Origin of the sequence: Photobacterium chitinilyticum, assembly GCF_004104355.1 — a bacterium.
Classification (GTDB): Bacteria; Pseudomonadota; Gammaproteobacteria; order Enterobacterales; family Vibrionaceae; genus Photobacterium; species Photobacterium chitinilyticum.
The window spans coordinates 1-20,286 of record NZ_RJLM01000020.1; the positions used below are offsets into that span (position 1 = coordinate 1).

A 20,286-nucleotide genomic window follows, 5' to 3' on the forward strand; every position below is an offset into this window, starting at 1 on the left:
CATAAGGAACGGCTCAATGAATACTGACTTCAAAACTGCTCTTGCCGAAGCAAGAAGTAATTTTAAAGCTATTATCGTTGTTCTTTTCATAATGAGAAGAGAACGATAATGAATTGACTGTGCCAAAATAACTTGCGCTATTTTGTATTGGTCACTCAGTTCATTGATAAATCTTTCGACTTAACTCTTTCACGAGTGCCCACACAGATTGCATGGTCAAATTGTTAAAGAACGTTTAGCTAACACTTGGTGTTGGCTAGGCTGCGTATGTTACGCGCCTCTAATTTTAAGTCAAGGAGTTTTTTTTGAATTTCTCAAAACCGCTTCCTGACTGGCTTCAACAAAGCAAAAGGTTAAATTTTAACGCTTTCGACCTATTCACTGAAGAGGCTGGCCATTCTATGCAATTTAAAAAGAGTGTCAAGCACCTTTCTTAAAGTGTTTTTTGGAATCACCAGTTACCTACAAGTTATACACAGCTTGCAAATAGCTTGCTAAGTATCGTTGTTCCTTGTTGGTGAGGCAGCATTATAGGGAGAAAGGGAGATATAACAATTGAATTGTTGCTCTTTTTCACCGAATGCTCACAATTCAACCCATAAGCCATAAAAATGACAATAAATACACCCACCCAAACACTCAAAACGAAGTATCAAAACTCATTACAGTAGATTAAGCGTAGTCAATAATAGGAAGCCTTGATCTTATTTTAGAGAATTCGTGAAAAAAGGCAGCCAATAGCTGCCTTAATATTATTGCAATAACAATCACTATTAAATGGAGACAATAAAGTAAGGGTTCAGTAACTCTTCACGATGATAACTGAGGATTTCTCCCGAAAACTGTTTTACTGTCGCTCCCGCACTTTCAGCAATACATTGTCCAGCGGCAGTATCCCACATCATTGTAGGGCCTAAACGGGGGTAATATTGCGCACGCCCTTCAGCAACCAAACAAAACTTTAGCGATGAACCAACCTCGGTCATCTTATGCTCCCCAAGTTGCTCTAGGTAACTTGCCATATCTGGGCTAGGGTGAGAACGACTCCCGACAATAGTTGGAACAGTTGCAGGCCGAGTCTTAATCTGATCTCGACCGGCTTTAGTCTGAAGCCAAGCCTTTTCACTATCACCTAGCCATGTCTTATCCAATGCTGGCGCATGAACAACCGCTAAGGTTGGCTTACCATTCTCTATCAAAGCAATGTTAACGGTAAACTCACCATTCTGACGCAAAAACTCTTTAGTTCCATCTAAAGGATCCACCAGCCAAAATGATGTCCAATGCTCTCTTTCAGGCCAAGGAGTATGAGCAGACTCTTCTGAGAGAATAGGGATATCTGGCGTCAGCGCTTTTAGCTGCTCAACAATAATCGCATTGGCAACGAGGTCAGCTTCTGTTACTGGACTGCTATCAGCCTTCTCGGCAACTTGAACGTTACCATGATAGCGCTCCATGATAGCCACTCCGGCTTCAAGCGCTATGCCATAAATTGATTCGAGTAGAGTACTCACTCGTGGCGACTCCTTTGATTAGCGGATGATATGACGTTGTTTCAACGACTCCAAACACAGCTCAACTAACTCTGTTATCGATACCTCTCCAGCCGGCAGATGGATTTCTGGAGAATCCGGAGCCTGATATTCAGAATCAATCCCTGTAAACTGCTTAATTTCACCTGCCCGTGCTTTCTTATACAAGCCCTTTGGATCACGCTTCTCACATTCTGCTAGCGGCGTATCGACAAAGACTTCTAGAAATTCGCCTTCCGGCAATAAGTCACGAACCAACTGACGCTCCTGACGATGAGGAGAAATAAATGCACTCAAGACAATCAGACCCGCGTCAGCCATTAATTTGGCCACTTCACCTATTCGTCGAATATTCTCACGTCGATCTTCAGTCGAAAACCCAAGGTCACGGCATAACCCATGCCTGACATTATCACCATCCAGCAAATAGGTATGATGTCCCAACTCAGCAAGTCGGGATTCCAGAGCACCAGCTACTGTTGATTTTCCCGCACCACTCAAGCCGGTAAACCACATAACACAAGGTTTCTGCTTCTTCTGTTGAGCACGGAAGGCCTTATCTGTCTGATGGCGATGCCATACAACATTCTCATCACCATGAGATTGAACTGTGGCTGTCATAATAAACTCCGTTTCATGACGTACTATTTAAAATCGCATTAAAAAGGAAATAGTCGAGGGATCAACGCAAGTACAACCACTGAGTACACAATGGATATAGGTAATCCTACTCGCAGGTAATCAATTAACTTGTAGTTCCCTACGCTATAGACCAACAAATTGGTCTGATAGCCATAAGGAGATATAAAACTGGCACTAGCTCCAAACAAGATAGCCATAATAAAAGGCATCGGATCAGCGCCATAACTCACCGCCAAGCTGTATGCGATGGGAAACGACAGAGCAGCTGCGGCATTATTGGTAACCAATTCAGTAAGGATAAGAGTCAACAGATACACAGCGACTAACGCCCCGTAGATCCCCCAGTCGTCGAATGAAGTCATCAGCATATTACCCATTCGCTCAGACAAGCCGCTGGAAATCATCAACTGAGCCAATGACAACGCAGAACCTACAATCACAACAATATCGACAGGAAAGCGCCGTCGGATTTCTGCGAAAGAGATAATACCGGTGACTACCAATATAAGAAGATAAGCGGCAAGCCCATTAATAATGGGGAAGACTTCAAGCAATGCTGCTGCTATCACACCCATAAACCCAACTAAAACACTTAAACTCTTGCTACTATCTAGGCGAGCGCTGGAATCCAGCCCGTTAACCAGGACAAACTCTCGATTGAGCTGCTGTTTTTTATCATTAAACGTTTTACCTGGTACAACGACCAATGTATCACCGGCATGCAGCTCTATATTACCAAGCCCTCCCCCCAAGCGTTCATGGCCTCGACGAATAGCGACAACCACGGCATCAAAGCGCTCTCTGAAACGTACACTTTTAAGCGTTTTTCCACGGATACCAGCGGAATGACTGACGATCACTTCCAGCATCGACTGGCCATTAAGATGATGCTGACCGAATAGGTGCAAGCCATTTATTTCTTGCAAGGTGGTAACGCTTTCAATATCCCCGCAAAACAACAAACTATCACCAGCCATTAATCGGGTCTCGGGACATACCGGTGCAATTTTTTTACCGTTACGGATCACCTCAGCCAAAAACAAGCGACGTAACGCCCGCAAACCATTTTCGGCGACTGTTTTACCGGCAAGCGGCGAACCACCTTCGATTCGGGCCTCAAGAAAATAAGGCAAATCATCCTGGCTGTGATCATCATAGACAGGTAACAAATAACTGAGAGGGATTAAAATAATCAACCCAACCGCCAGTACTGCCAATCCAATAGATGTTGGAGCAAAAAAGCCTAGACTTGGTAGACCGGCATCTTCAACGAAACTATTAATGATTAGATTTGTAGATGTACCAATCAGGGTGAGGGTTCCACCCAAAATCGCAGTATAAGAAAGAGGGATCAACAACCTTGACGGTGCATGGCGCTGGTTACGTTTGATTGCACCAATCAAAGACACAACCACAGCAGTGTTATTGGTAAATGATGACAAAAACGCCGTCGATAAGCCTAGCTTAGCCACCACGCTAGACTGACCGCCTTGCGAAATCTGACGCCCGACCCAACTGATCAAGCGGGTTTTCTCCAAGGCAACGGAAACAAGGATAAGCAACACCAAGGTCAATAGTGATGAGTTAGTAAAGTTGCCTGCCAAGGTTGGCAAGTCAATCATTCCAACCTGAAAACCGACAAAGGCCGCCCCGGCAAATAAATAAGCCGGCTTGATCCGTGTTGTCAGCAAACAGGTTACTATCACCATTAACATGGCAAGAACCATTCCTTGTTCCCAACCCATGCTATTATCCCAGTAGGTTACTGATATCTTTAGCACCCCAATGTGGGAAATGCTTACGGACCAATGCATTGAATTCAATTTCGAATGCACTGAATTGGCTTTCTTGTTGTTTGCCTACCTCAGCTAAAGCCTCGCGTACCATACCGGCCCCAACAGTTACGTTGGATAAGCGATCAATAATAATGAAACCTCCGGTATCAACACTGTTTTGGTAAGCATCAACGGCAATCGCTTCATTAAACGTCACCTCACACAGACCAATACCATTAAGCGGTAGCGTGTCTACTGCGAAAGTATCCAGATTGTTGATATCGACCTGATGGCGAATAGCTTCAACTGAACCAACCGTTTTTTTGCCGGCTACTTTAATATCGTACTGACGGCCAGTTTCCAGTGGTGCTTCAGCCATCCATACAATATCCGCCAGCAAGTGGTTGCTCAGTGGAACATTATCACCGGCGGAAACAATCGTATCACCACGGCTGATGTCGATTTCATCAGCCAAGGTTAATGTTACCGCCTGACCTGGATGAGCTTCAGGTAAATCACCATCAAAAGTTACAATGCGATCAATAGTAGAAGTTTTACCCGAAGGTAGCGCTTTGATCTTATCGCCGGCCTTTACGATCCCAGAGGCAATCGTGCCGGCAAAGCCTCGGAAATCTAAATTAGGACGATTGACATACTGTACAGGGAAGCGGAAATCACCTGACTCTCGCTCCTGGCCAAAGTCGACGTCTTCGAGTAGCGTCAGCAATGAATCACCATCATACCAAGGCGTTTTATCACTCAATCCAACAACGTTATCGCCCTCAAGAGCAGAAAGCGGCACCAACTTAATATCAAGTTCAGCATTAAGCTTCTCGGCAAACGATAAATATTCATCACGAATGGACTCAAAACGTTCTTGCTGGTAATCCACCAAGTCCATTTTGTTAATGGCTACCACAAAATGGCGAATACCCAATAAGCTGGCGATATAAGAATGGCGACGCGTTTGGTCTAATACCCCTTTACGAGCATCAATTAGGATAACCGCAACATCGCAGGTCGATGCGCCTGTAGCCATATTTCGAGTGTACTGTTCGTGCCCGGGGGTATCAGCAATAATGAATTTACGTTTCTTGGTCGAAAAATAACGGTAAGCAACATCAATAGTGATGCCCTGCTCACGTTCGGCCTGGAGGCCATCAACGAGCAGTGCGAGATCAGGTTTGTCACCCGTAGTGCCTACTTTCTGGCTATCGGTATGAATTGCCGCCAACTGATCTTCATAAATCTGGTGAGAATCATGAAGCAAGCGACCAATCAATGTACTCTTGCCATCATCAACAGAACCGCAGGTCAAAAAACGAAGCAGCGATTTATTATGGTGCTGGTCAAGGTAAGCTTCTATGCCTAGCTCAGCCACTTGTTGTTCAATAAGACTGTTCATGTATCTTTCCTTAGAAGTAACCTTGACGCTTTTTCAATTCCATCGAGCCTGACTGATCGTGATCAATCGCCCGTCCCTGACGCTCACTCGATGTTGCCACCAGCATCTCTTCAATAATGCCCGGCAGAGTAGTGGCCTCAGATTCAATGGCACCTGTCAGCGGATAGCATCCCAATGTACGGAAACGCACACTCTTGTGCTCAATTTTCTCACCCGCTTGCAGTTCCATACGATCATCGTCCACCATGATCAACATGCCATCACGGTCAACAACCGGACGCACCTCAGAAAGGTACAGCGGCACAATCTCAATACCTTCTAAATAGATGTACTGCCAGATATCCAGCTCAGTCCAGTTTGATAACGGGAAGACACGGATACTTTCGCCTTTGTTTATTTGGCCGTTGTAGGTTTTCCAAAGCTCTGGACGCTGGTTTTTCGGATCCCAGGTATGGTTTTTGTCGCGGAATGAATAAACCCGTTCTTTGGCTCGCGACTTTTCTTCGTCACGTCGCGCCCCACCGAAGGCGGCATCAAAACCATACTTATTCAGAGCCTGCTTCAGACCCTGAGTTTTCATGATATCAGTGTGCTTGGAAGAGCCATGTTTGAAGGGACTGATCCCCATCGCCATGCCTTCCGGGTTTTTATGTACCAGCAAATCAAAGCCGTATTTTTCCGCGGTGCGATCGCGAAACTCGATCATCTCACGGAATTTCCAGTCGGTATCCACATGCAGAAGAGGGAATGGGATCTTGCCCGGATAGAACGCTTTGCGGGCAAGGTGCAGCATAACCGATGAATCTTTCCCGATGGAATACATCATCACAGGGTTATCGAACTCAGCAGCGACTTCGCGGATAATATGAATACTCTCCGCTTCTAGCTGCTTGAGGTGGGTTAAACGTTTAGGGTCCATCACTCTCTCCATACTATGCCAGCTTCACAACAGCAGGCTGCTGCGGTTGCTGTTCCTGCTTTCCGAACCAATGTAGTTTTTCTGATAAATTCACCACTTCCCCGATCACAATCAATGAGGGTGAAGCAGCATGTTGAGCTAATGTAGTCAGCTCACCGAGCTGACCTTTCAAGACTTTCTGAGACTTCTGGGTACCACGTTCAATAATGGCAACAGGCGTATCAGCCGCCCGACCGTGGCCGAGTAATTGTTCTTGGATATGACTGGATTTCATCAGCCCCATATAAATCACCAAGGTTTGCTTACCGCGAGCCAAAGTTGACCAATCCAATTGATCACCATCAGGTTTAAGATGGCCGGTAATAAACATTGCAGTTTGGGCGTAATCACGGTGTGTTAGCGGAATACCCGCGTAGGCGGTTGCGCCAGCTGCTGCCGTAATACCCGGCACGACCTGAAACGGAATACCGGCATCAAACAAGACTTCCAGCTCTTCACCACCACGGCCAAAGACAAATGGATCACCACCTTTAAGCCGCACTACCCGGTTGCCTTGTTCAGCATAACGAACAATAAGCTGATTCGTTGCTTCCTGCGGTACACTATGAAAACCGGCTTTTTTTCCGACACAGACCAGTTCAGCATCACGGCGAACTAACTCCATCACTTCATCAGAAACCAAGTAATCGTAGAGCACAACATCGGCCTGTTGCATGAGTTGCAAGGCTCGTAATGTAAGCAGCCCTGCATCGCCAGGCCCTGCGCCAATCAAAGCCACTTGCCCTTGAGGCAAAGTCTGCTGTTGCACTCGCTGCTGTGCCTGCAGTGATAAGGAAACCAGTTCCTGCTCGGCTTCTTTTTCCTGGCCTGAAGCAACAAGCTTGGAGAATTGCCCGTCAAAGGCTTGCTCCCAAAAGTATCGACGCGCCGTAACAGATGACACCGTTTGGGCTAGTCGCTCGCGGAACCGCCCTGCAATATTGGCCATCCGACCAAGATGCTGGGGTAATAGCGCTTCTAATTTTTCGCGAATTAATCGAGCAAGGACAGGCGCCTTACCCGAAGAAGAAATGGCAACGATGATAGGCGAACGATCAACAATAGAGGGCACAATAAAACTGCAACGCTGAGTATCATCAACCACATTCACCATCACCTGTCGTTGATTGGCTGACTGATACACCAAAGCATTCACCGCCTTACGGTCTGTCGCGGCAATGGCCAAGAAGATGCCGTCTAAATCTGACGGTACAAACTCTTCGGCCAGATACTTGATACGTCCCGCCTGCAGGGCTTGCTGGAAATCATCATTGAGCTCACGGGCAATCACTCGCACATCAGCCCCTGCCTTTAATAGCATACGGGTTTTACGCCATGCGACATCACTGCCCCCGACGACCAAACAAGGTCGACGTCTTATGTCTGCAAAAATTGGCAAGTAATCCATTTACAGCGCCCTCGGTTCCTATAACTAATTGCACTATAGTCGGGCTTGAATATTACCTGAAATTCTAAAATTTCATTTTTTATTCCAAAAAGTTTGGATGGCGTATATCTGAGGTGTATAGAAGAGCAATTATCGCTTCTGCTAATTAATCAGTCTTAAAAAAACAGTAATTACAGGCAAATATAGCTTAGGTTCATAATTGCTCTAGGCGCACAGGGTTTAAGTTATGCTTTTTTTGTATTACTGAAAAATTCAGAGAAGATGAAATCATAAGCATAATGAGATTTGCTTCGTCTTTCTGAGCAAAAAAACGAGATTCAGAACACAATAAGGTAACCAGTTCACGTAATACCGACATAATTTTTGATACCTTAAGCACGCTTTCCTGTTCAATACCCTGGAGAAAATCATGAAACTATCTGCCAAGCCACTGTCTATTGCAGTACTTGGTGGCCTGCTGACTATGGCGGGTCCTGCCACGGCTGAAACAATCAAGTTACGTATTTTGGAAACTACTGATATCCATACCAATGTAATGGATTACGACTACTACAAAGATAAGCCGACAAAGAAAACAGGCCTTGTCCGCACTGCCACGCTTGTCAAAAAAGCACGAGCTGAAGTGACTAACAGTGTCTTGGTCGATAACGGTGATTTGTTGCAGGGTAGCCCTATGGGTGACTACATGGCAGCCAAAGGGATCAAAGCTGGCGAAATTCACCCCGTTTATAAAGCAATGAACCAACTAGATTATGATGTTGGCAACTTGGGTAACCATGAATTCAACTATGGGTTGGACTTCCTGAAAACCTCGCTTAAAGGCGCAACTTTTCCTTACATCAACTCGAACGTGATTGACCTGAAGACAGGCAAAAACATGTTCACGCCTTACATTATCAAGCCGCATACCTTCAAAGATACCGATGGTGTAGAACACGAAATAAAAGTGGGTTATATCGGTTTTGTACCACCACAAATTCTGATCTGGGATAAAAAGAACCTGGAAGGCAAAGTCGAAGCGCTAGATATCAAGCAAGCAGCTGAGAAATTTGTTCCGCAAATGAAGGCAGAGGGGGCAGACGTTATTGTCGCCATCCCTCACTCAGGCGTATCAGCAGATCCATATAAAGTCATGGCTGAAAACTCTGTTTACTACCTCACAGAAGTAGACGGTATCGACGCCATTGCCTTTGGCCATTCTCATGCCGTTTTCCCAGGAAAAGATTTCGCCAATATTCCCAATACAGATCTTGAAAAAGGCACAATCAATGGTGTTGCCGCAGTAATGCCAGGCCGTTGGGGCGATCACCTTGGTGTGATGGATCTTGTTTTAGAAAAGGATGGAGAGCAGTGGGCGGTTACTGGGGCACAAACCGAAGCTCGCCCTATCTATGACAAATACAAGAAAGAAGCTCTTGTTGAAGCTGACGAGAAAATCGTTGCGGCTGTCAGCGACGATCACAAGGCGACCCGAGAATTTGTCAACCAGCCCATCGGCAAAGCTAGTGATGTGATGTACAGCTTCCTGGCGCTGGTTCAGGATGATCCGACCGTTCAGATCGTTAGCCTGGCCCAGAAAGACTATGTCGAGCGCTTCATTCAGGGTGATCCGGATCTGGACGGCATTCCTGTTCTATCTGCCGCCGCACCATTCAAAGCAGGTGGCCGCGGTAACGATCCAGCCAACTTCACCGAGGTGGAATCCGGTCAACTGACTTTCCGTAATGCAGCCGATCTTTACCTGTACCCGAACACTTTGGTTGCGATGAAAGTAACCGGTAAAGAAGTTAAAGAATGGCTGGAGTGTTCTGCAGGCCAGTTCAACCAAATCAATCTAGACAGCATCGAGCAACAAGGACTGATCAACTGGGATGGTTTCCGCACCTATAACTTCGATGTCATTGATGGTGTTAACTACACCATTGATATCTCACAGCCGGCTCGTTATGACGGCAATTGTAAGCTGGTCAATGACAAAGCATCACGAATTCAGAAGCTGACGTTCAACGGCAAGCCTGTTGAGCCGACTCAGGCATTCATCATTGCGACCAACAACTACCGAGCATACAGCGGTAAATTTGCAGGAACCGGTGAAAAATTCGTTGCCTTTGCTTCACCGGATGAGAACCGTACCGTTATTGCCGACTACATTAGTCGGATCAGCAAGGAAAAAGGCCTGGTAACACCAAGCGCCGACAACAACTGGTCCTTTGCTCCACTGAAAAGCGACAAAAAGCTCAATGTAACGTTCGAAACCTCGCCAAGCGACAAAGCAACACAGTTTATTAAAGACAAAGGTCAGTACCCAATGGAAAAAGTGGGTACGGACAAAGTTGGCTTTGCCGTTTACCGTATTGACCTGCAAAAATAGTTCCTGACACTCCGTCACACCTAACATACCGCGGCTTAGTCCGCGGTATTTTTTTGCTATGATGGCTGCATAGACCAAAAACAAATGACATCCATTATGAATGAAGTCCTGCAAGCCTTTCTCTGCCAGCTTGGCGCCTCGCCAGAGACAATCCAAGATGCCGTCACTGCTGCCGAGCCAATGGAACTCCCTACCCGGCATGTTCTACTCAACCAAGGAGAACAGCCGGCCTATTGTTACTTTCTGCTCGACGGACTTTGCCATGCCTGCTATCTCACCGCGGAAGGTAAGCAATTCAGTAAAGAGTTCTATTGGGATCAAGATGTCCTGATTGGCTTTGAAAGCCTCATCAATGATATGCCGTCCCCTTTCTTGCTGGAGACCCTATCCGCCAGCAAACTGCTGGCACTGCCAGTCAGTCTGCTTCAACGATGGCGAGAGCAGAAAAACCCGCTCTATATTCGTCTGCTCGAGCGTCAGCTGAGCTACAAAGAACAAAAAGAACGCTTCATGCTAATGCACAGCCCGGAAGAACGCTACCAGCTGTTTACGTCCAGCTTCCCCGAACTACTAAGCCGCATAGCCGATTATCAAATCGCCTCTTATCTGGGGATCACCCCCATCAGCCTCAGCAGAATCAAAAAGCGACTTGAAGATGTGGAATAATTAACATTCGTTAATGCCAAACGAAAGGATTAACACTAATCTGCCGCTAGACCCTGTATCTGCCAAGGAGAATACGATGCAATGGCAATGCCTGCCTTTTGAACAGCTAACAACCCACCAGCTTTATGATTTGCTTAAGCTCAGAGTCGATGTCTTTGTCGTCGAACAAAACTGCCCCTACCCTGATTTGGATAACAGTGACCGACAAGCCGGTACCCACCATTTGCTGGGGTACAAAAATGATGTACTCGTTGCCTATCTTAGGCTACTGCCACCGGGGGCTACCTATGCCAATACCAGTATTGGACGGGTGCTAACAGCAGCCAGCGAAAGAGGAACCGGAGCTGGCCATGAATTACTCCAACAAGGTCTGAAATACGCAGAACAGCTTTGGCCAAATCACACTATCGACATCGGCGCCCAATCTCACCTGCAGCACTATTATAGCCGCTATGGCTTTGACGTTACTTCCGATGAATATCTGGAAGATGGTATTCCGCATGTGGATATGAGACTGGGCAAGGGCATCGTGTGTGAGTAGGCTTTCTCCCTTTGCGGTTGGGGCATTACTGTTGCTACTCGGTAACCTGTCCTCGTCATTTTCTGATGTAGCGGTGAAACTACTTGAAGGTGGCGTCAGTGCATTTCAATATATGTTCATCCGCCAACTGCTTAGTGTCTTGCTCCTATTTCCACTATGGCTGAGACTGACACCCGAGCAACAAGCTATCGGCAACCGTGGTGTTACCCTGATCCGTTCTCATCTGGTACTCGCTGGCAGCGGCTTTGTTATGGTAGCCCTAACCTGGCTACCGCTAGCGACTGCCAATGCACTTTTTTATGCAGCCCCTCTTCTGATGTTGCCCCTTTCGGCCTGGCTGCTTAAAGAAAAACCAGAACGGCAAAAAGTACAGGCAACTCTCGTGGGCTTTTGTGGTGTATTGGTGGTATTGAGGCCAGATCAGTTTCATTGGGCCGCCGTTGCTGCACTGGGGTGCGCTTTCACGCTGGCGCTTTATAACGTCTTAGTAAAAAAACTGCCTGAACAACAGCCTGTCGTCAGTACACTATTCTGGACCGGGGTCTTATCGCTACCTTTGGCAGGCATCCTCGCCGTCCTGTTCTGGCAGCCAATAACCTCGATGGAATTGCTGCTCATTGCTGCAAGCGCGTTGTTTACCCTTGGTTATCATGGCTGTGGCGTTGCCGCCTACCGACGAGCCAAGACCTGCCAGCTCGGGCTGATTGAATACTCAGGGCTGATTTTTGTGACTCTTCTGGGGATCGTCGGGTTTGATGAGAAACCAGATCTGTTGACGACCATGGGGATCATCCTGATAGTACTGCCGATGCTACCGCTTCCTAAGCAGCGTCGCACGAAGAGGCCGATCGAAGATACCGCTCAATGACGGTACCCAGATAGAAAAAGGCCCCTTAACGGCCTTTTTCATCAACGGAAATCATTACTGGCTTCGAACAAAACTGCCATCAGAACGACGGAAAAACATCACAGACTCTCCCTTGCGGCGCTCTATCTGCAATACATCCAACCCGCCTTTTGCCGTTTGCTTGTAGCGCAACCACTGGCCGGCTTTGATCCTGCTCAGCGGCTTGTCTTTGCCTTCAATGGCTGCAACCGCATAGAGATCGGTTAACGGTAACGACTTGTCGCGGAAGATATTGGCCAGTGTCTCACCCTGCTGTACCTGATATTTATGCCACTGGGCTTCTGCCGGCGACTTGTCAGCCTGTGGTTTACTGGCAGGAGAAGCAGGTTTAGCTACTGTAGACGCACTACGTACCGGAGATTGGGGCTCGGAGCGCTGACCGACCGGAGGTGGTGTTTGCTGGTCTTTATCAAGATCAAGCACAAGCTCACGCCGCTCGGACTCTCCGGAAGTCGCAGTCGGTGCCTGCTCGCTTGCCGGTAACAGCACCAGTATCCCAACCACTGGCAGCAACACCATAAGCGCCCTTCGATGTAAAGACGGCAAGGCCTGCCACTTGGCTTTTAGTGGCGCCAGCGTAGCTTTCAACTGATCGCTGCTGACACTAAAACTTTCCTTGCTAAAGGACATACGGGGAAGTTTAAACTCACTTTTTTTCTTTGAACGGCGTTTGGCCTGTCCCATATTCAACACTCCGGCGTTCTCAACTCACGCTATCAAACGACATCTTGTCACAAAAGTTTACCCCTTGGGGTCGAAACTGTTATCCTGCCTGCTTTAATTCACTCTACATTAAGAGAAGACACCATGTCTGACGTTAAACTAGATACAGTTGAAACCAAAGCAAGCTACGGTATCGGTCTACAAATGGGCCAACAGCTAGCACAAAGCGGTCTTGAAGGCCTGAACGTTGCTGCTATCGCTAAAGGTATCGCAACTTCCCTAACTGGCGAAATGCCAGAAATCGAAGTTGACGAAATCAACAATGCACTACGTGAAATCCACACTCGTGCAGAAGCGGCTCGTGAAGTGCAAGCTAAAGCTGCAGCAGCTGACGGTGAAGCTTTCCTAAAAGATAACGCACTACGCTCTGAAGTAACAGTGACTGAATCAGGTCTTCAGTACGAAGTTCTTGTTGAAGGTAACGGCGAAATCCCTACTTCAGACAAGCAAGTTCGTGTTCACTACCACGGCGAACTAACAGATGGAACTGTATTCGACAGCTCTGTATCTCGCGGTCAGCCTGCAGAGTTCCCTGTAACTGGCGTTATCGCTGGTTGGGTTGAAGCTCTTCAAATGATGCCTGTTGGCTCTAAGTGGAAGCTATACATCCCTCAAGACCTAGCTTACGGCGAGCGTGGCGCAGGTGCTGCTATCCCTCCATACGCGGCGCTAGTATTCGAAGTTGAACTACTAGACATCCTGTAAGGTTATCTAGACCACACAGAACATACGAGACGGTGCCCTTGGCACCGTTTTTTTATCCTATCAAAGCCCCATCCATTTTCAGCTTTAGTAAAACACATTTTTTCAATTTAATTTGGTATTTACGCCGCATTCCCCACTACGCTTATAACGTTAATCACAGGAGGATGCCATGGGATACAAACCATCAATTGTCAGTCGTTTACTTGTACTCACAACACTGTTTAGCAGCTTAGTTTTCTCAACTACCAGCCTCGCTTTCAGTCTGTCTGATCTATTTGGCGGAAGCGATGACGAACAAGTCGCAGCCAGCACAGCCAACCCCTTAACAGATATACTCAGCAGTCAACTCGGGGTTACCCAAGAACAAGCCGCGGGCGGTGCGGGGGCACTGTTGTCACTCGCATCAAGCCAGCTCAGCGGTGACCAGGCGAGCGAACTAAGCAAGATGATCCCCGGAAGCGATGCTCTCAGCGCAGCAATTCCACCAGGCCTGAGCGGTATGCTGACCAATATCGACACAATTAACCAGGTATTTTCTGCACTTGGTATGGATGCCAGCATGGTCAGTCAATTTATTCCTGTTGTCATGCAATTTCTTGGCAGCCAAGGGGCCAGCGCTGGCTTAATGGATGCGCTGGGAAAAGTTTGGAGCCCCACCGGCTAACCAAATCGCCAAACAAACGCGACAACGAGGATACGGCAATAAACGTCCCCCCTGTCAGATACAGGTAAAATATTTATAAAAAGCAACAATCTGACAGCCCTATAAATACCCCATAAAAAAACCTTATCTGCTTGCCTACGCGCAATGTCAGATAAGGCTTATATCATTTTTCCGCCAATTAACGGGTAACTATCTCATCATATCCCCGAACCGTCGGACTCTGCATCATCCTCATGCAAGCCACACTCGCGCTTGAGACCAAAAAATCGGGTTTCCTCTTCTTTCATACCTGGCTCCCACTTTCGGGTTGTATGAGTATCACCAACCGACAAGTATCCTTGTTCCCATAACGGATGATAAGGTAATTGATGCAGGGTCAAATATTGATGGATATCCCTGTTTGTCCAGTCGATCAATGGCAGAAACTTAAACACACCGTTTTGGATAGCCAGTACCGGCAAAGTCGCTCGGGTATCGGACTGCTCTCGGCGCAAGCCAGAGAACCAGCAACTGGTGTTTAGCTCATCCAGTGCCCTGCGCATAGGTTCGACCTTGTTCAGCCGGTTATATTGCTTGATCCCATCAACCCCCTGCTCCCATAACTGGCCAAATCGGGCTTCCTGCCAAGAGGCGCTCATCAATGAACGGTACACATACAGGTTCAGTGACAGGAGCTCGGTCAACTGATCAACAAACTGATAGGTTTCAGGAAATAAATAGCCTGTGTCAGTCAAAATCACGGACATATCAGGTTTGACCTGAGTCACCAGATGCAACATGACCGCTGATTGGATCCCAAAACTTGAGGCCAGCGCAAATTCACCGTCCAGATTCTCTAACGCCCAGCGAACTCGCTCTTGGGCCGTCAGAGTTTCCAGCTCTGCATTAATTTCCGCTAGCTGCAGGATCTGCTCCACTTTATTTTTCTGAAGCAGTTCTGCCAACGCTAACTTAGGCATAAAAATCCCTCTTTGACACTAACACCGGTTCAATAATCCCGGCACGGATTGTAAAGTCACCAAACCCTTCACCATCCTCGCGCTCTTGTGACCAGCGTGCCACCAGTGAGTCAATCTCTTCCATGATCTGAGCCACTGTAATGTTTTCCCGGTACATTTTTGGTACCCGGGTACCGTTACGGTTGCCGCCAAGGTGGAGGTTATAACGTCCAGGCGCCTTACCAACCAAGCCAATTTCCGCCAGCATCGCCCGTCCACAACCATTCGGACACCCCGTCACCCGCAGAATGATATTGTCATCATCCGCCAGGCCATGTTTGGCCAAAACAGCTTCAACATCAGTAACAAAATCAGGCAAAAAGCGCTCGGCCTCTGCCATTGCCAGCGGACATGTCGGCAATGAAACACAAGCCATGGAGTTCTTGCGCTGCTCGCTGACACCATCATCGATCAGGCCATGATCGCGCGCGATCTTTTCGATCTTGCCTTTATCCTTCGCCGCAACTCCAGCTACAATCAGGTTTTGATTGGCCGTCATGCGAAAATCACCTTTATGGACCTTGGCAATCTCGGCCATACCGGTTTTCAGCGGCTTGCCCGGGAAATCCAGCAAGCGGCCATTTTCGATAAACAGGGCCAAGTGATGCTTGCCATCAATACCTTCGACCCAGCCAATACGGTCACCACGATCGGTAAACTCATACGGACGGCTGTCTGCAAAGGCAATACCGGCTCGTTTCTCGACCTCGGCCCTGAAAACATCACTGCCCACACGATCCAATGTGTACTTGGTCTTGGCATTTTTACGGTTAGAGCGGTTGCCCCAGTCTCGTTGGGTTGTTACTACGGCTGCGGCAACCTCCAGTGTCTTTTCCAATGGAATAAAACCAAAATCATCAGCACGACGCGGATAGGTTGACTTGTCACCATGGGTCATCGCCAAGCCACCGCCAACTAGCACATTGAAACCAACCAGCTTGCCTTCTTCGGCAATCGCAATAAAGTTCAGATCATTAGCATGAATATCAACATCATTTTGTGGCGGGATCACGACAGTCGTCTTGAACTTACGCGGCAGATAGGTGCTCCCGAGGATCGGCTCTTCATCCGTGGTTTCGACTTTCTCGCCATCTAACCAAATTTCAGCATAAGCACGTGTTTTTGGCAGCAGGTGCTCACTGATTTTCTTGGCCCACTCATAAGCTTCCTGATGGAGCTCTGACTCAACCGGATTAGTGGTGCACAGTACGTTACGGTTCACATCACCCGCAGTTGCGATGGAGTCTATACCAATTTTATTGAGCGTCTGGTGCATCAATTTAATATTCGGCTTCAATACTCCATGGAACTGAAATGTTTGGCGCGTGGTCAGGCGGATGCTGCCGTACAGGCTATGCTCTTCAGCAAACTTGTCGATGGCCAGCCACTGCTTCGGCGAGATCACCCCGCCCGGCATCCGGGCACGCAGCATCACATTCTGCAACGGCTCGAGTTTCTGCTTGGCACGTTCAGTACGAATATCGCGATCATCCTGCTGATACATACCGTGAAAACGGATCAGCTGGAAATTATCTCCGTTAAATCCCCCCGTGATACGATCTTGCAAGTCGCCCTCGATGGTGCCGCGCAAGAAGTTACTTTCACGCTTCAGGCGTTCGTTATCTGATAGTTTCTGATCACTCATTAGTACACATCCCTTTGATAACGCTTGTTCTTACGCAGTTCGTTAAGATACTGCTCCGCCTGTTCGCGGCTTTGCTGACCTTGTTGTTCAGCGATGGTGACCAGGGCATCGTGCACGTCTTTGGCCATATGGTTAGCATCGCCACAGACATAAACATGCGCCCCTTCCTGCAGCCACTGCCAAACCTGGGTGGCATGCTCTAGAAGTCGATGCTGGACATACACCTTTTCCACCTGATCACGGCTAAACGCCACATCAAGCTGACTTATGGCACCTGATTTCAGGTATTTCTGCCATTCTACCTGGTACAGAAAATCTTCAGTGAAAGTACGATCGCCAAAGAACAACCAGTTTTTTCCTTCCGCTTCTCGGTTATCTCGCTCCTGAACAAATGCTCGGAATGGAGCGATACCGGTTCCCGGGCCAATCATGATCACCGGAGTATTGTCATCAGCTGGCAACTTAAAGTTGTTGTTACTCTCGACAAATACCTTAACGCTCTCGCCTTCTTCCAAGCGATATGACAAATGGCTGGATGCTCCACCCTGCCGGGTTTCATCACCACTTTCGAACTCAACAACACCGACCGTTAAATGAACTTCCTCACCGACCTCTTCCTGACTGGAAGCAATCGAGTAAAGACGCGGCGTCAAACGACGGAGCAATCCTGTCAACTGCTCAGCAGTCAGCTTGGTTTTCTTTTCCGCCAGAACGTCAATAACCTGAGTTTGACCGGCATAGCGGCGTAGCTTGTCTTTGTCTGCTACCAACTTTTCCAGCTTTTTGCTGCCGGAGAGCTCAGCAAACTTAGTGACGAGCTGCGGATTTGCTGCTGTGATCTCGTATTTACTGATCAGAGCCTGTTTCAGCGTCAGGGCTTCACCGTCGATCTCAACGTTTTCAGTACCATTCAGTCCAACCCGTACAGCCAAGGCTTCCGCCAGAGCCGGAGCATTTTCATACCAGACTCCCAGCGCATCTCCCGGTTGGTAAGTTAATCCAGAGCCTTCAAGATCAATTTCTATATGACGAACATCTTTTCCTGAGCTGCGCCCAGTGATCTTCTGGCTGGTCAGCAGTGCCGCCTCATAAGGTTTTTGCTTTGAGTATTGTGAAGCCGCTAGCTGGGCATTTGCGACCGGAAGCTGAACCACTTCCGCTTCCCCGGTAGATAACGTTTCTTTTACCTTCTTCAGAGCCTTCGAAGACCACTCAGCTGCTGGCGCATCATAATCAACATCGCAATCAAGGCGCTCCAGCATCGAATCACCACCTAAGCGGCTGATGTAGCTATCAAAGTCTTTTGCCGTCTGGCAGAAAAATTCATAGCTCGAATCACCCAGGCCAATAACTGCATATTTTAGGTTTGGTAGTTTCGGGGCTTTCTTCGATTGTAAGAATTCATGCAACTCAATCGCATCATCCGGCGCTTCACCTTCACCATGAGTAGAAGCGACAATGATCACATGAGTTTCTTTCGCTAAATTTTTGCCTTTGTAATCACCGGCAGCAAATAGCTCAACAGCGATACCGGCAGCCTCTGCCTCACCTTTCAGTGCTTCAGCGACACCTTTGGCATTTCCTGTCTGGGAGGCATGGATAATTGTAAGTTTGCCTGCTGGCTGGGCAACAGCCGCAGCTGAAAGCTGTTGGGTTGGTTGCGGTTGGTCCGCGGGCTGAGTTTGGCTTAGCCCCCAAAAGTACCCACTGATCCACGCCATTTGTTGTGGCGATAATTCTGCAGCGGCCTGTTGCAGTTGACCTATTTGTTGATCATTGAGTGGGCTGGCTATGGCCGAGAGTTCCTTAAGTAACATGACACGACGATCCCTATACATTGCGTAGTGTTAGATTAGCTACTCAAGGAAATAACAAGAAAGAATAGATAAGAATGTTTTATAACTTTTAGTAAGGTTAAAAGACAACGTAAAACGGCTTAACCTGATATTAAGCCAGGTAGTTATGTATCAACTCAAAAGGTATCGGCAATACGAACCTGGTGAAATCCCACTTCAAAGGCCCGTTCCGTCGCGGTATCAATATCCCGGTAGCACTTTTCACTGCCGGCACCATCGGTCAATGGTACAAAACCACCTCGGCGATGGCGAAACTCTACAATCCAGCCATTGGCCTGAATCGAAGGCTCGATGACCGCTTCCACAATATCGCTGTTGGCATATAGTTGCTGAAGTTCAGTTAATGTCATTTGCCCACTTCCTGACAGTTGCATCACTTTTAAAAATGGTACAGAAAAGCGAAAACAGGCAACAAAAAAGCCACGATAAATCGTGGCTTCGATATCTTGTACCGCTAAAAAAATTAGAAGTCGAGTTCTACACCAGCAAACCAACCGTCTAATTTCACCTTACCATCTGTTTGCTTGATAAAGTCAAAGTCGTAGTCCATCACGCGGTAGCCCGCACGCAGGTTAAGATCAGCAGCAATAAGAGGCAGTGACCACTTAACACCAGCCTGGCCATCAACCGTATTCGTACCGTCATAGTTACCGAAGTTCAGATCGCCAAAGAAAGAAACCGGTGTCATCGGAATACCAGCCTCAACATTACCATATAGGTTCGGCTGCCACTCGCTGAAGCTCTCGCCCAAGAATTTACCTGCATTGAACTTAGACAGGGTAACACCAACATCAAAAGCGATGGCATCGTTGTCCAAAATCTCATAGTAAGCAGTGTAATCCGTCTGACCAAATGATACTGCACCAGCATCAATATCAGCATAGCGTAAACGGAAATTAGGCACTAATGGAATAAAGTGCTCAAAGGCAAGGTGATACGAGATATGAGTATCATCGCCGTTAGTACTAGAATCGTTAATTTTTGCATCTGCAAACCATGCGTCTGCACCTGCTTTTACTCCAAGAAGCATCGCTGCCTGCGCAGGCACTGCTGCTGCCATCGCAACCGCCGCTGCCACTGCAGAAATAGCTAATTTATTCATGCCGAGTCTCCGCTCTTTATTAGAATTTCAAAAACGGCCAAACTATACCAGATGCCGTACAAGAAAACCGCATTTCCTTCGCATATCCATCACTTTCAGTTCAAATGCTAGACATCCTTTCACAAGGCATAATAATTAGTTCCTCCCTCAGTAATTAACGGCGGTGATAACGGTCCCGATGATGACACCCTGCTTTCTTCCCACGATACAGCCAAACCGCAACACCGATGAGAATAAGCCAGGGTAGAAGCTTAAACATAACCCCAATCATGCCCGCCAACGCCATCACGACAAAACCGGCTAATACGGCGAAAGCCATTCCCACCAAGCTCACACCGGTAAATATCAACACCACAGCAAATGACAGTAAAAACAATAATTCAATCAT

Annotated in this window: 19 protein-coding genes; 6 read left to right on the top strand and 13 right to left on the bottom strand. The window is 47.5% G+C overall.

Features of this window, described 5'->3' with window-relative positions:
* Window positions 1-773: 773 nt before the first annotated feature.
* From cysQ to cysG, 6 genes are read right to left on the bottom strand one after another with little or no spacing between them, the layout of a single operon-like run.
* On the bottom strand, window positions 774-1,514 hold the full coding sequence (gene cysQ, locus EDI28_RS23830) for a 3'(2'),5'-bisphosphate nucleotidase CysQ (protein WP_128786381.1): 741 nt from the start codon (window positions 1,512-1,514) through the stop codon (window positions 774-776).
* Window positions 1,515-1,532: 18 nt separating this feature from the next.
* A complete protein-coding gene (cysC, locus tag EDI28_RS23835) occupies window positions 1,533-2,153 on the bottom strand; it encodes an adenylyl-sulfate kinase (protein ID WP_128786382.1) in 621 nt (206 codons plus the stop codon).
* A gap of 38 nt (window positions 2,154-2,191) precedes the next feature.
* Window positions 2,192-3,919: an SLC13 family permease gene (locus tag EDI28_RS23840; RefSeq protein ID WP_128786383.1), complete on the bottom strand. Its 1,728-nt coding sequence runs from the start codon at window positions 3,917-3,919 to the stop codon at window positions 2,192-2,194.
* Window positions 3,920-3,923: 4 nt separating this feature from the next.
* A complete protein-coding gene (cysN, locus tag EDI28_RS23845; protein ID WP_128786384.1) occupies window positions 3,924-5,354 on the bottom strand; it encodes a sulfate adenylyltransferase subunit CysN in 1,431 nt (476 codons plus the stop codon).
* 10 nt (window positions 5,355-5,364) lie between these two features.
* Complete coding sequence (gene cysD / locus EDI28_RS23850; protein ID WP_128786385.1) at window positions 5,365-6,273, bottom strand: sulfate adenylyltransferase subunit CysD; 909 nt, start codon at window positions 6,271-6,273, stop codon at window positions 5,365-5,367.
* Window positions 6,274-6,286: 13 nt separating this feature from the next.
* Entirely contained in the window at window positions 6,287-7,720 is a 1,434-nt protein-coding gene (gene cysG / locus EDI28_RS23855) for a siroheme synthase CysG (RefSeq protein ID WP_128786386.1), read from the bottom strand.
* A 409-nt stretch (window positions 7,721-8,129) separates the two neighbouring features.
* Between cysG and EDI28_RS23860 the strand changes: the two genes are divergently transcribed.
* The 4 genes from EDI28_RS23860 to EDI28_RS23875 all read left to right on the top strand — a co-directional run bounded on the left by EDI28_RS23860 (window position 8,130) and on the right by EDI28_RS23875 (window position 12,166).
* Window positions 8,130-10,091, top strand: a complete 1,962-nt coding sequence (locus tag EDI28_RS23860; RefSeq protein WP_128786387.1) for a bifunctional 2',3'-cyclic-nucleotide 2'-phosphodiesterase/3'-nucleotidase — start codon at window positions 8,130-8,132, stop codon at window positions 10,089-10,091.
* Window positions 10,092-10,187: 96 nt separating this feature from the next.
* Window positions 10,188-10,757, top strand: a complete 570-nt coding sequence (locus EDI28_RS23865) for a Crp/Fnr family transcriptional regulator (RefSeq protein WP_128786388.1) — start codon at window positions 10,188-10,190, stop codon at window positions 10,755-10,757.
* 76 nt (window positions 10,758-10,833) lie between these two features.
* A complete protein-coding gene (locus tag EDI28_RS23870; protein WP_128786389.1) occupies window positions 10,834-11,298 on the top strand; it encodes a GNAT family N-acetyltransferase in 465 nt (154 codons plus the stop codon).
* Complete coding sequence (locus EDI28_RS23875) at window positions 11,291-12,166, top strand: DMT family transporter (RefSeq protein WP_128786390.1); 876 nt, start codon at window positions 11,291-11,293, stop codon at window positions 12,164-12,166. The genes EDI28_RS23870 and EDI28_RS23875 overlap by 8 nt, the downstream gene beginning before the upstream one ends.
* 54 nt (window positions 12,167-12,220) lie before the next feature.
* Here the strand turns inward: EDI28_RS23875 and EDI28_RS23880 are convergent, their stop codons facing one another.
* On the bottom strand, window positions 12,221-12,889 hold the full coding sequence (locus EDI28_RS23880) for a LysM-like peptidoglycan-binding domain-containing protein (RefSeq protein WP_128786391.1): 669 nt from the start codon (window positions 12,887-12,889) through the stop codon (window positions 12,221-12,223).
* A gap of 123 nt (window positions 12,890-13,012) precedes the next feature.
* Here EDI28_RS23880 and bamJ point away from each other — a divergent pair, with 123 nt between their 5' ends.
* Together bamJ and EDI28_RS23890 are read left to right on the top strand one after the other, a co-directional pair.
* Window positions 13,013-13,633 (top strand): BamJ family beta-barrel-assembly machinery protein, encoded by a 621-nt coding sequence (gene bamJ / locus EDI28_RS23885; protein WP_128786392.1) that lies wholly within the window; start codon window positions 13,013-13,015, stop codon window positions 13,631-13,633.
* Between the two features lie 169 nt (window positions 13,634-13,802).
* Window positions 13,803-14,297, top strand: a complete 495-nt coding sequence (locus tag EDI28_RS23890) for a DUF2780 domain-containing protein (protein ID WP_128786393.1) — start codon at window positions 13,803-13,805, stop codon at window positions 14,295-14,297.
* A 197-nt stretch (window positions 14,298-14,494) separates the two neighbouring features.
* Here the strand turns inward: EDI28_RS23890 and EDI28_RS23895 are convergent, their stop codons facing one another.
* The 6 genes from EDI28_RS23895 to pspG all read right to left on the bottom strand — a co-directional run bounded on the left by EDI28_RS23895 (window position 14,495) and on the right by pspG (window position 20,286).
* Window positions 14,495-15,256: a phosphoadenylyl-sulfate reductase gene (locus tag EDI28_RS23895; RefSeq protein ID WP_128786394.1), complete on the bottom strand. Its 762-nt coding sequence runs from the start codon at window positions 15,254-15,256 to the stop codon at window positions 14,495-14,497.
* Entirely contained in the window at window positions 15,249-16,940 is a 1,692-nt protein-coding gene (cysI, locus tag EDI28_RS23900; protein ID WP_128786395.1) for an assimilatory sulfite reductase (NADPH) hemoprotein subunit, read from the bottom strand. Before cysI ends, EDI28_RS23895 begins: the two co-directional genes overlap by 8 nt.
* On the bottom strand, window positions 16,940-18,757 hold the full coding sequence (locus EDI28_RS23905; protein ID WP_128786396.1) for an assimilatory sulfite reductase (NADPH) flavoprotein subunit: 1,818 nt from the start codon (window positions 18,755-18,757) through the stop codon (window positions 16,940-16,942). The genes cysI and EDI28_RS23905 overlap by 1 nt, the downstream gene beginning before the upstream one ends.
* Window positions 18,758-18,912: 155 nt before the next feature.
* The gene (locus tag EDI28_RS23910; protein WP_075767902.1) at window positions 18,913-19,146 is read right to left on the bottom strand and encodes a thymidylate kinase; all 234 of its coding nucleotides are present in this window, start codon (window positions 19,144-19,146) and stop codon (window positions 18,913-18,915) included.
* A gap of 113 nt (window positions 19,147-19,259) precedes the next feature.
* Entirely contained in the window at window positions 19,260-19,898 is a 639-nt protein-coding gene (locus EDI28_RS23915) for a TIGR04219 family outer membrane beta-barrel protein (RefSeq protein WP_128786397.1), read from the bottom strand.
* A 154-nt stretch (window positions 19,899-20,052) separates the two neighbouring features.
* Window positions 20,053-20,286, bottom strand: a complete 234-nt coding sequence (pspG, locus tag EDI28_RS23920) for an envelope stress response protein PspG (RefSeq protein WP_128786398.1) — start codon at window positions 20,284-20,286, stop codon at window positions 20,053-20,055.

Excerpts from the sequence above, each read along its gene's own strand:
- cysD (WP_128786385.1), bottom strand. The coding sequence starts at position 6,273 with ATGGACCCTAAACGTTTAACCCACCTCAAGCAGCTAGAAGCGGAGAGT.
- cysC (WP_128786382.1), bottom strand. The coding sequence starts at position 2,153 with ATGACAGCCACAGTTCAATCTCATGGTGATGAGAATGTTGTATGGCAT.
- EDI28_RS23915 (WP_128786397.1), bottom strand. The coding sequence starts at position 19,898 with ATGAATAAATTAGCTATTTCTGCAGTGGCAGCGGCGGTTGCGATGGCA.
- EDI28_RS23910 (WP_075767902.1), bottom strand. The coding sequence starts at position 19,146 with ATGACATTAACTGAACTTCAGCAACTATATGCCAACAGCGATATTGTG.
- EDI28_RS23870 (WP_128786389.1), top strand. The coding sequence starts at position 10,834 with ATGCAATGGCAATGCCTGCCTTTTGAACAGCTAACAACCCACCAGCTT.
- EDI28_RS23860 (WP_128786387.1), top strand. The coding sequence starts at position 8,130 with ATGAAACTATCTGCCAAGCCACTGTCTATTGCAGTACTTGGTGGCCTG.
- cysG (WP_128786386.1), bottom strand. The coding sequence starts at position 7,720 with ATGGATTACTTGCCAATTTTTGCAGACATAAGACGTCGACCTTGTTTG.
- cysN (WP_128786384.1), bottom strand. The coding sequence starts at position 5,354 with ATGAACAGTCTTATTGAACAACAAGTGGCTGAGCTAGGCATAGAAGCT.
- EDI28_RS23880 (WP_128786391.1), bottom strand. The coding sequence starts at position 12,889 with ATGGGACAGGCCAAACGCCGTTCAAAGAAAAAAAGTGAGTTTAAACTT.
- pspG (WP_128786398.1), bottom strand. The coding sequence starts at position 20,286 with ATGATTGAATTATTGTTTTTACTGTCATTTGCTGTGGTGTTGATATTT.
- EDI28_RS23840 (WP_128786383.1), bottom strand. The coding sequence starts at position 3,919 with ATGGGTTGGGAACAAGGAATGGTTCTTGCCATGTTAATGGTGATAGTA.
- EDI28_RS23865 (WP_128786388.1), top strand. The coding sequence starts at position 10,188 with ATGAATGAAGTCCTGCAAGCCTTTCTCTGCCAGCTTGGCGCCTCGCCA.
- cysI (WP_128786395.1), bottom strand. The coding sequence starts at position 16,940 with ATGAGTGATCAGAAACTATCAGATAACGAACGCCTGAAGCGTGAAAGT.
- EDI28_RS23895 (WP_128786394.1), bottom strand. The coding sequence starts at position 15,256 with ATGCCTAAGTTAGCGTTGGCAGAACTGCTTCAGAAAAATAAAGTGGAG.
- EDI28_RS23905 (WP_128786396.1), bottom strand. The coding sequence starts at position 18,757 with ATGTTACTTAAGGAACTCTCGGCCATAGCCAGCCCACTCAATGATCAA.
- EDI28_RS23890 (WP_128786393.1), top strand. The coding sequence starts at position 13,803 with ATGGGATACAAACCATCAATTGTCAGTCGTTTACTTGTACTCACAACA.
- bamJ (WP_128786392.1), top strand. The coding sequence starts at position 13,013 with ATGTCTGACGTTAAACTAGATACAGTTGAAACCAAAGCAAGCTACGGT.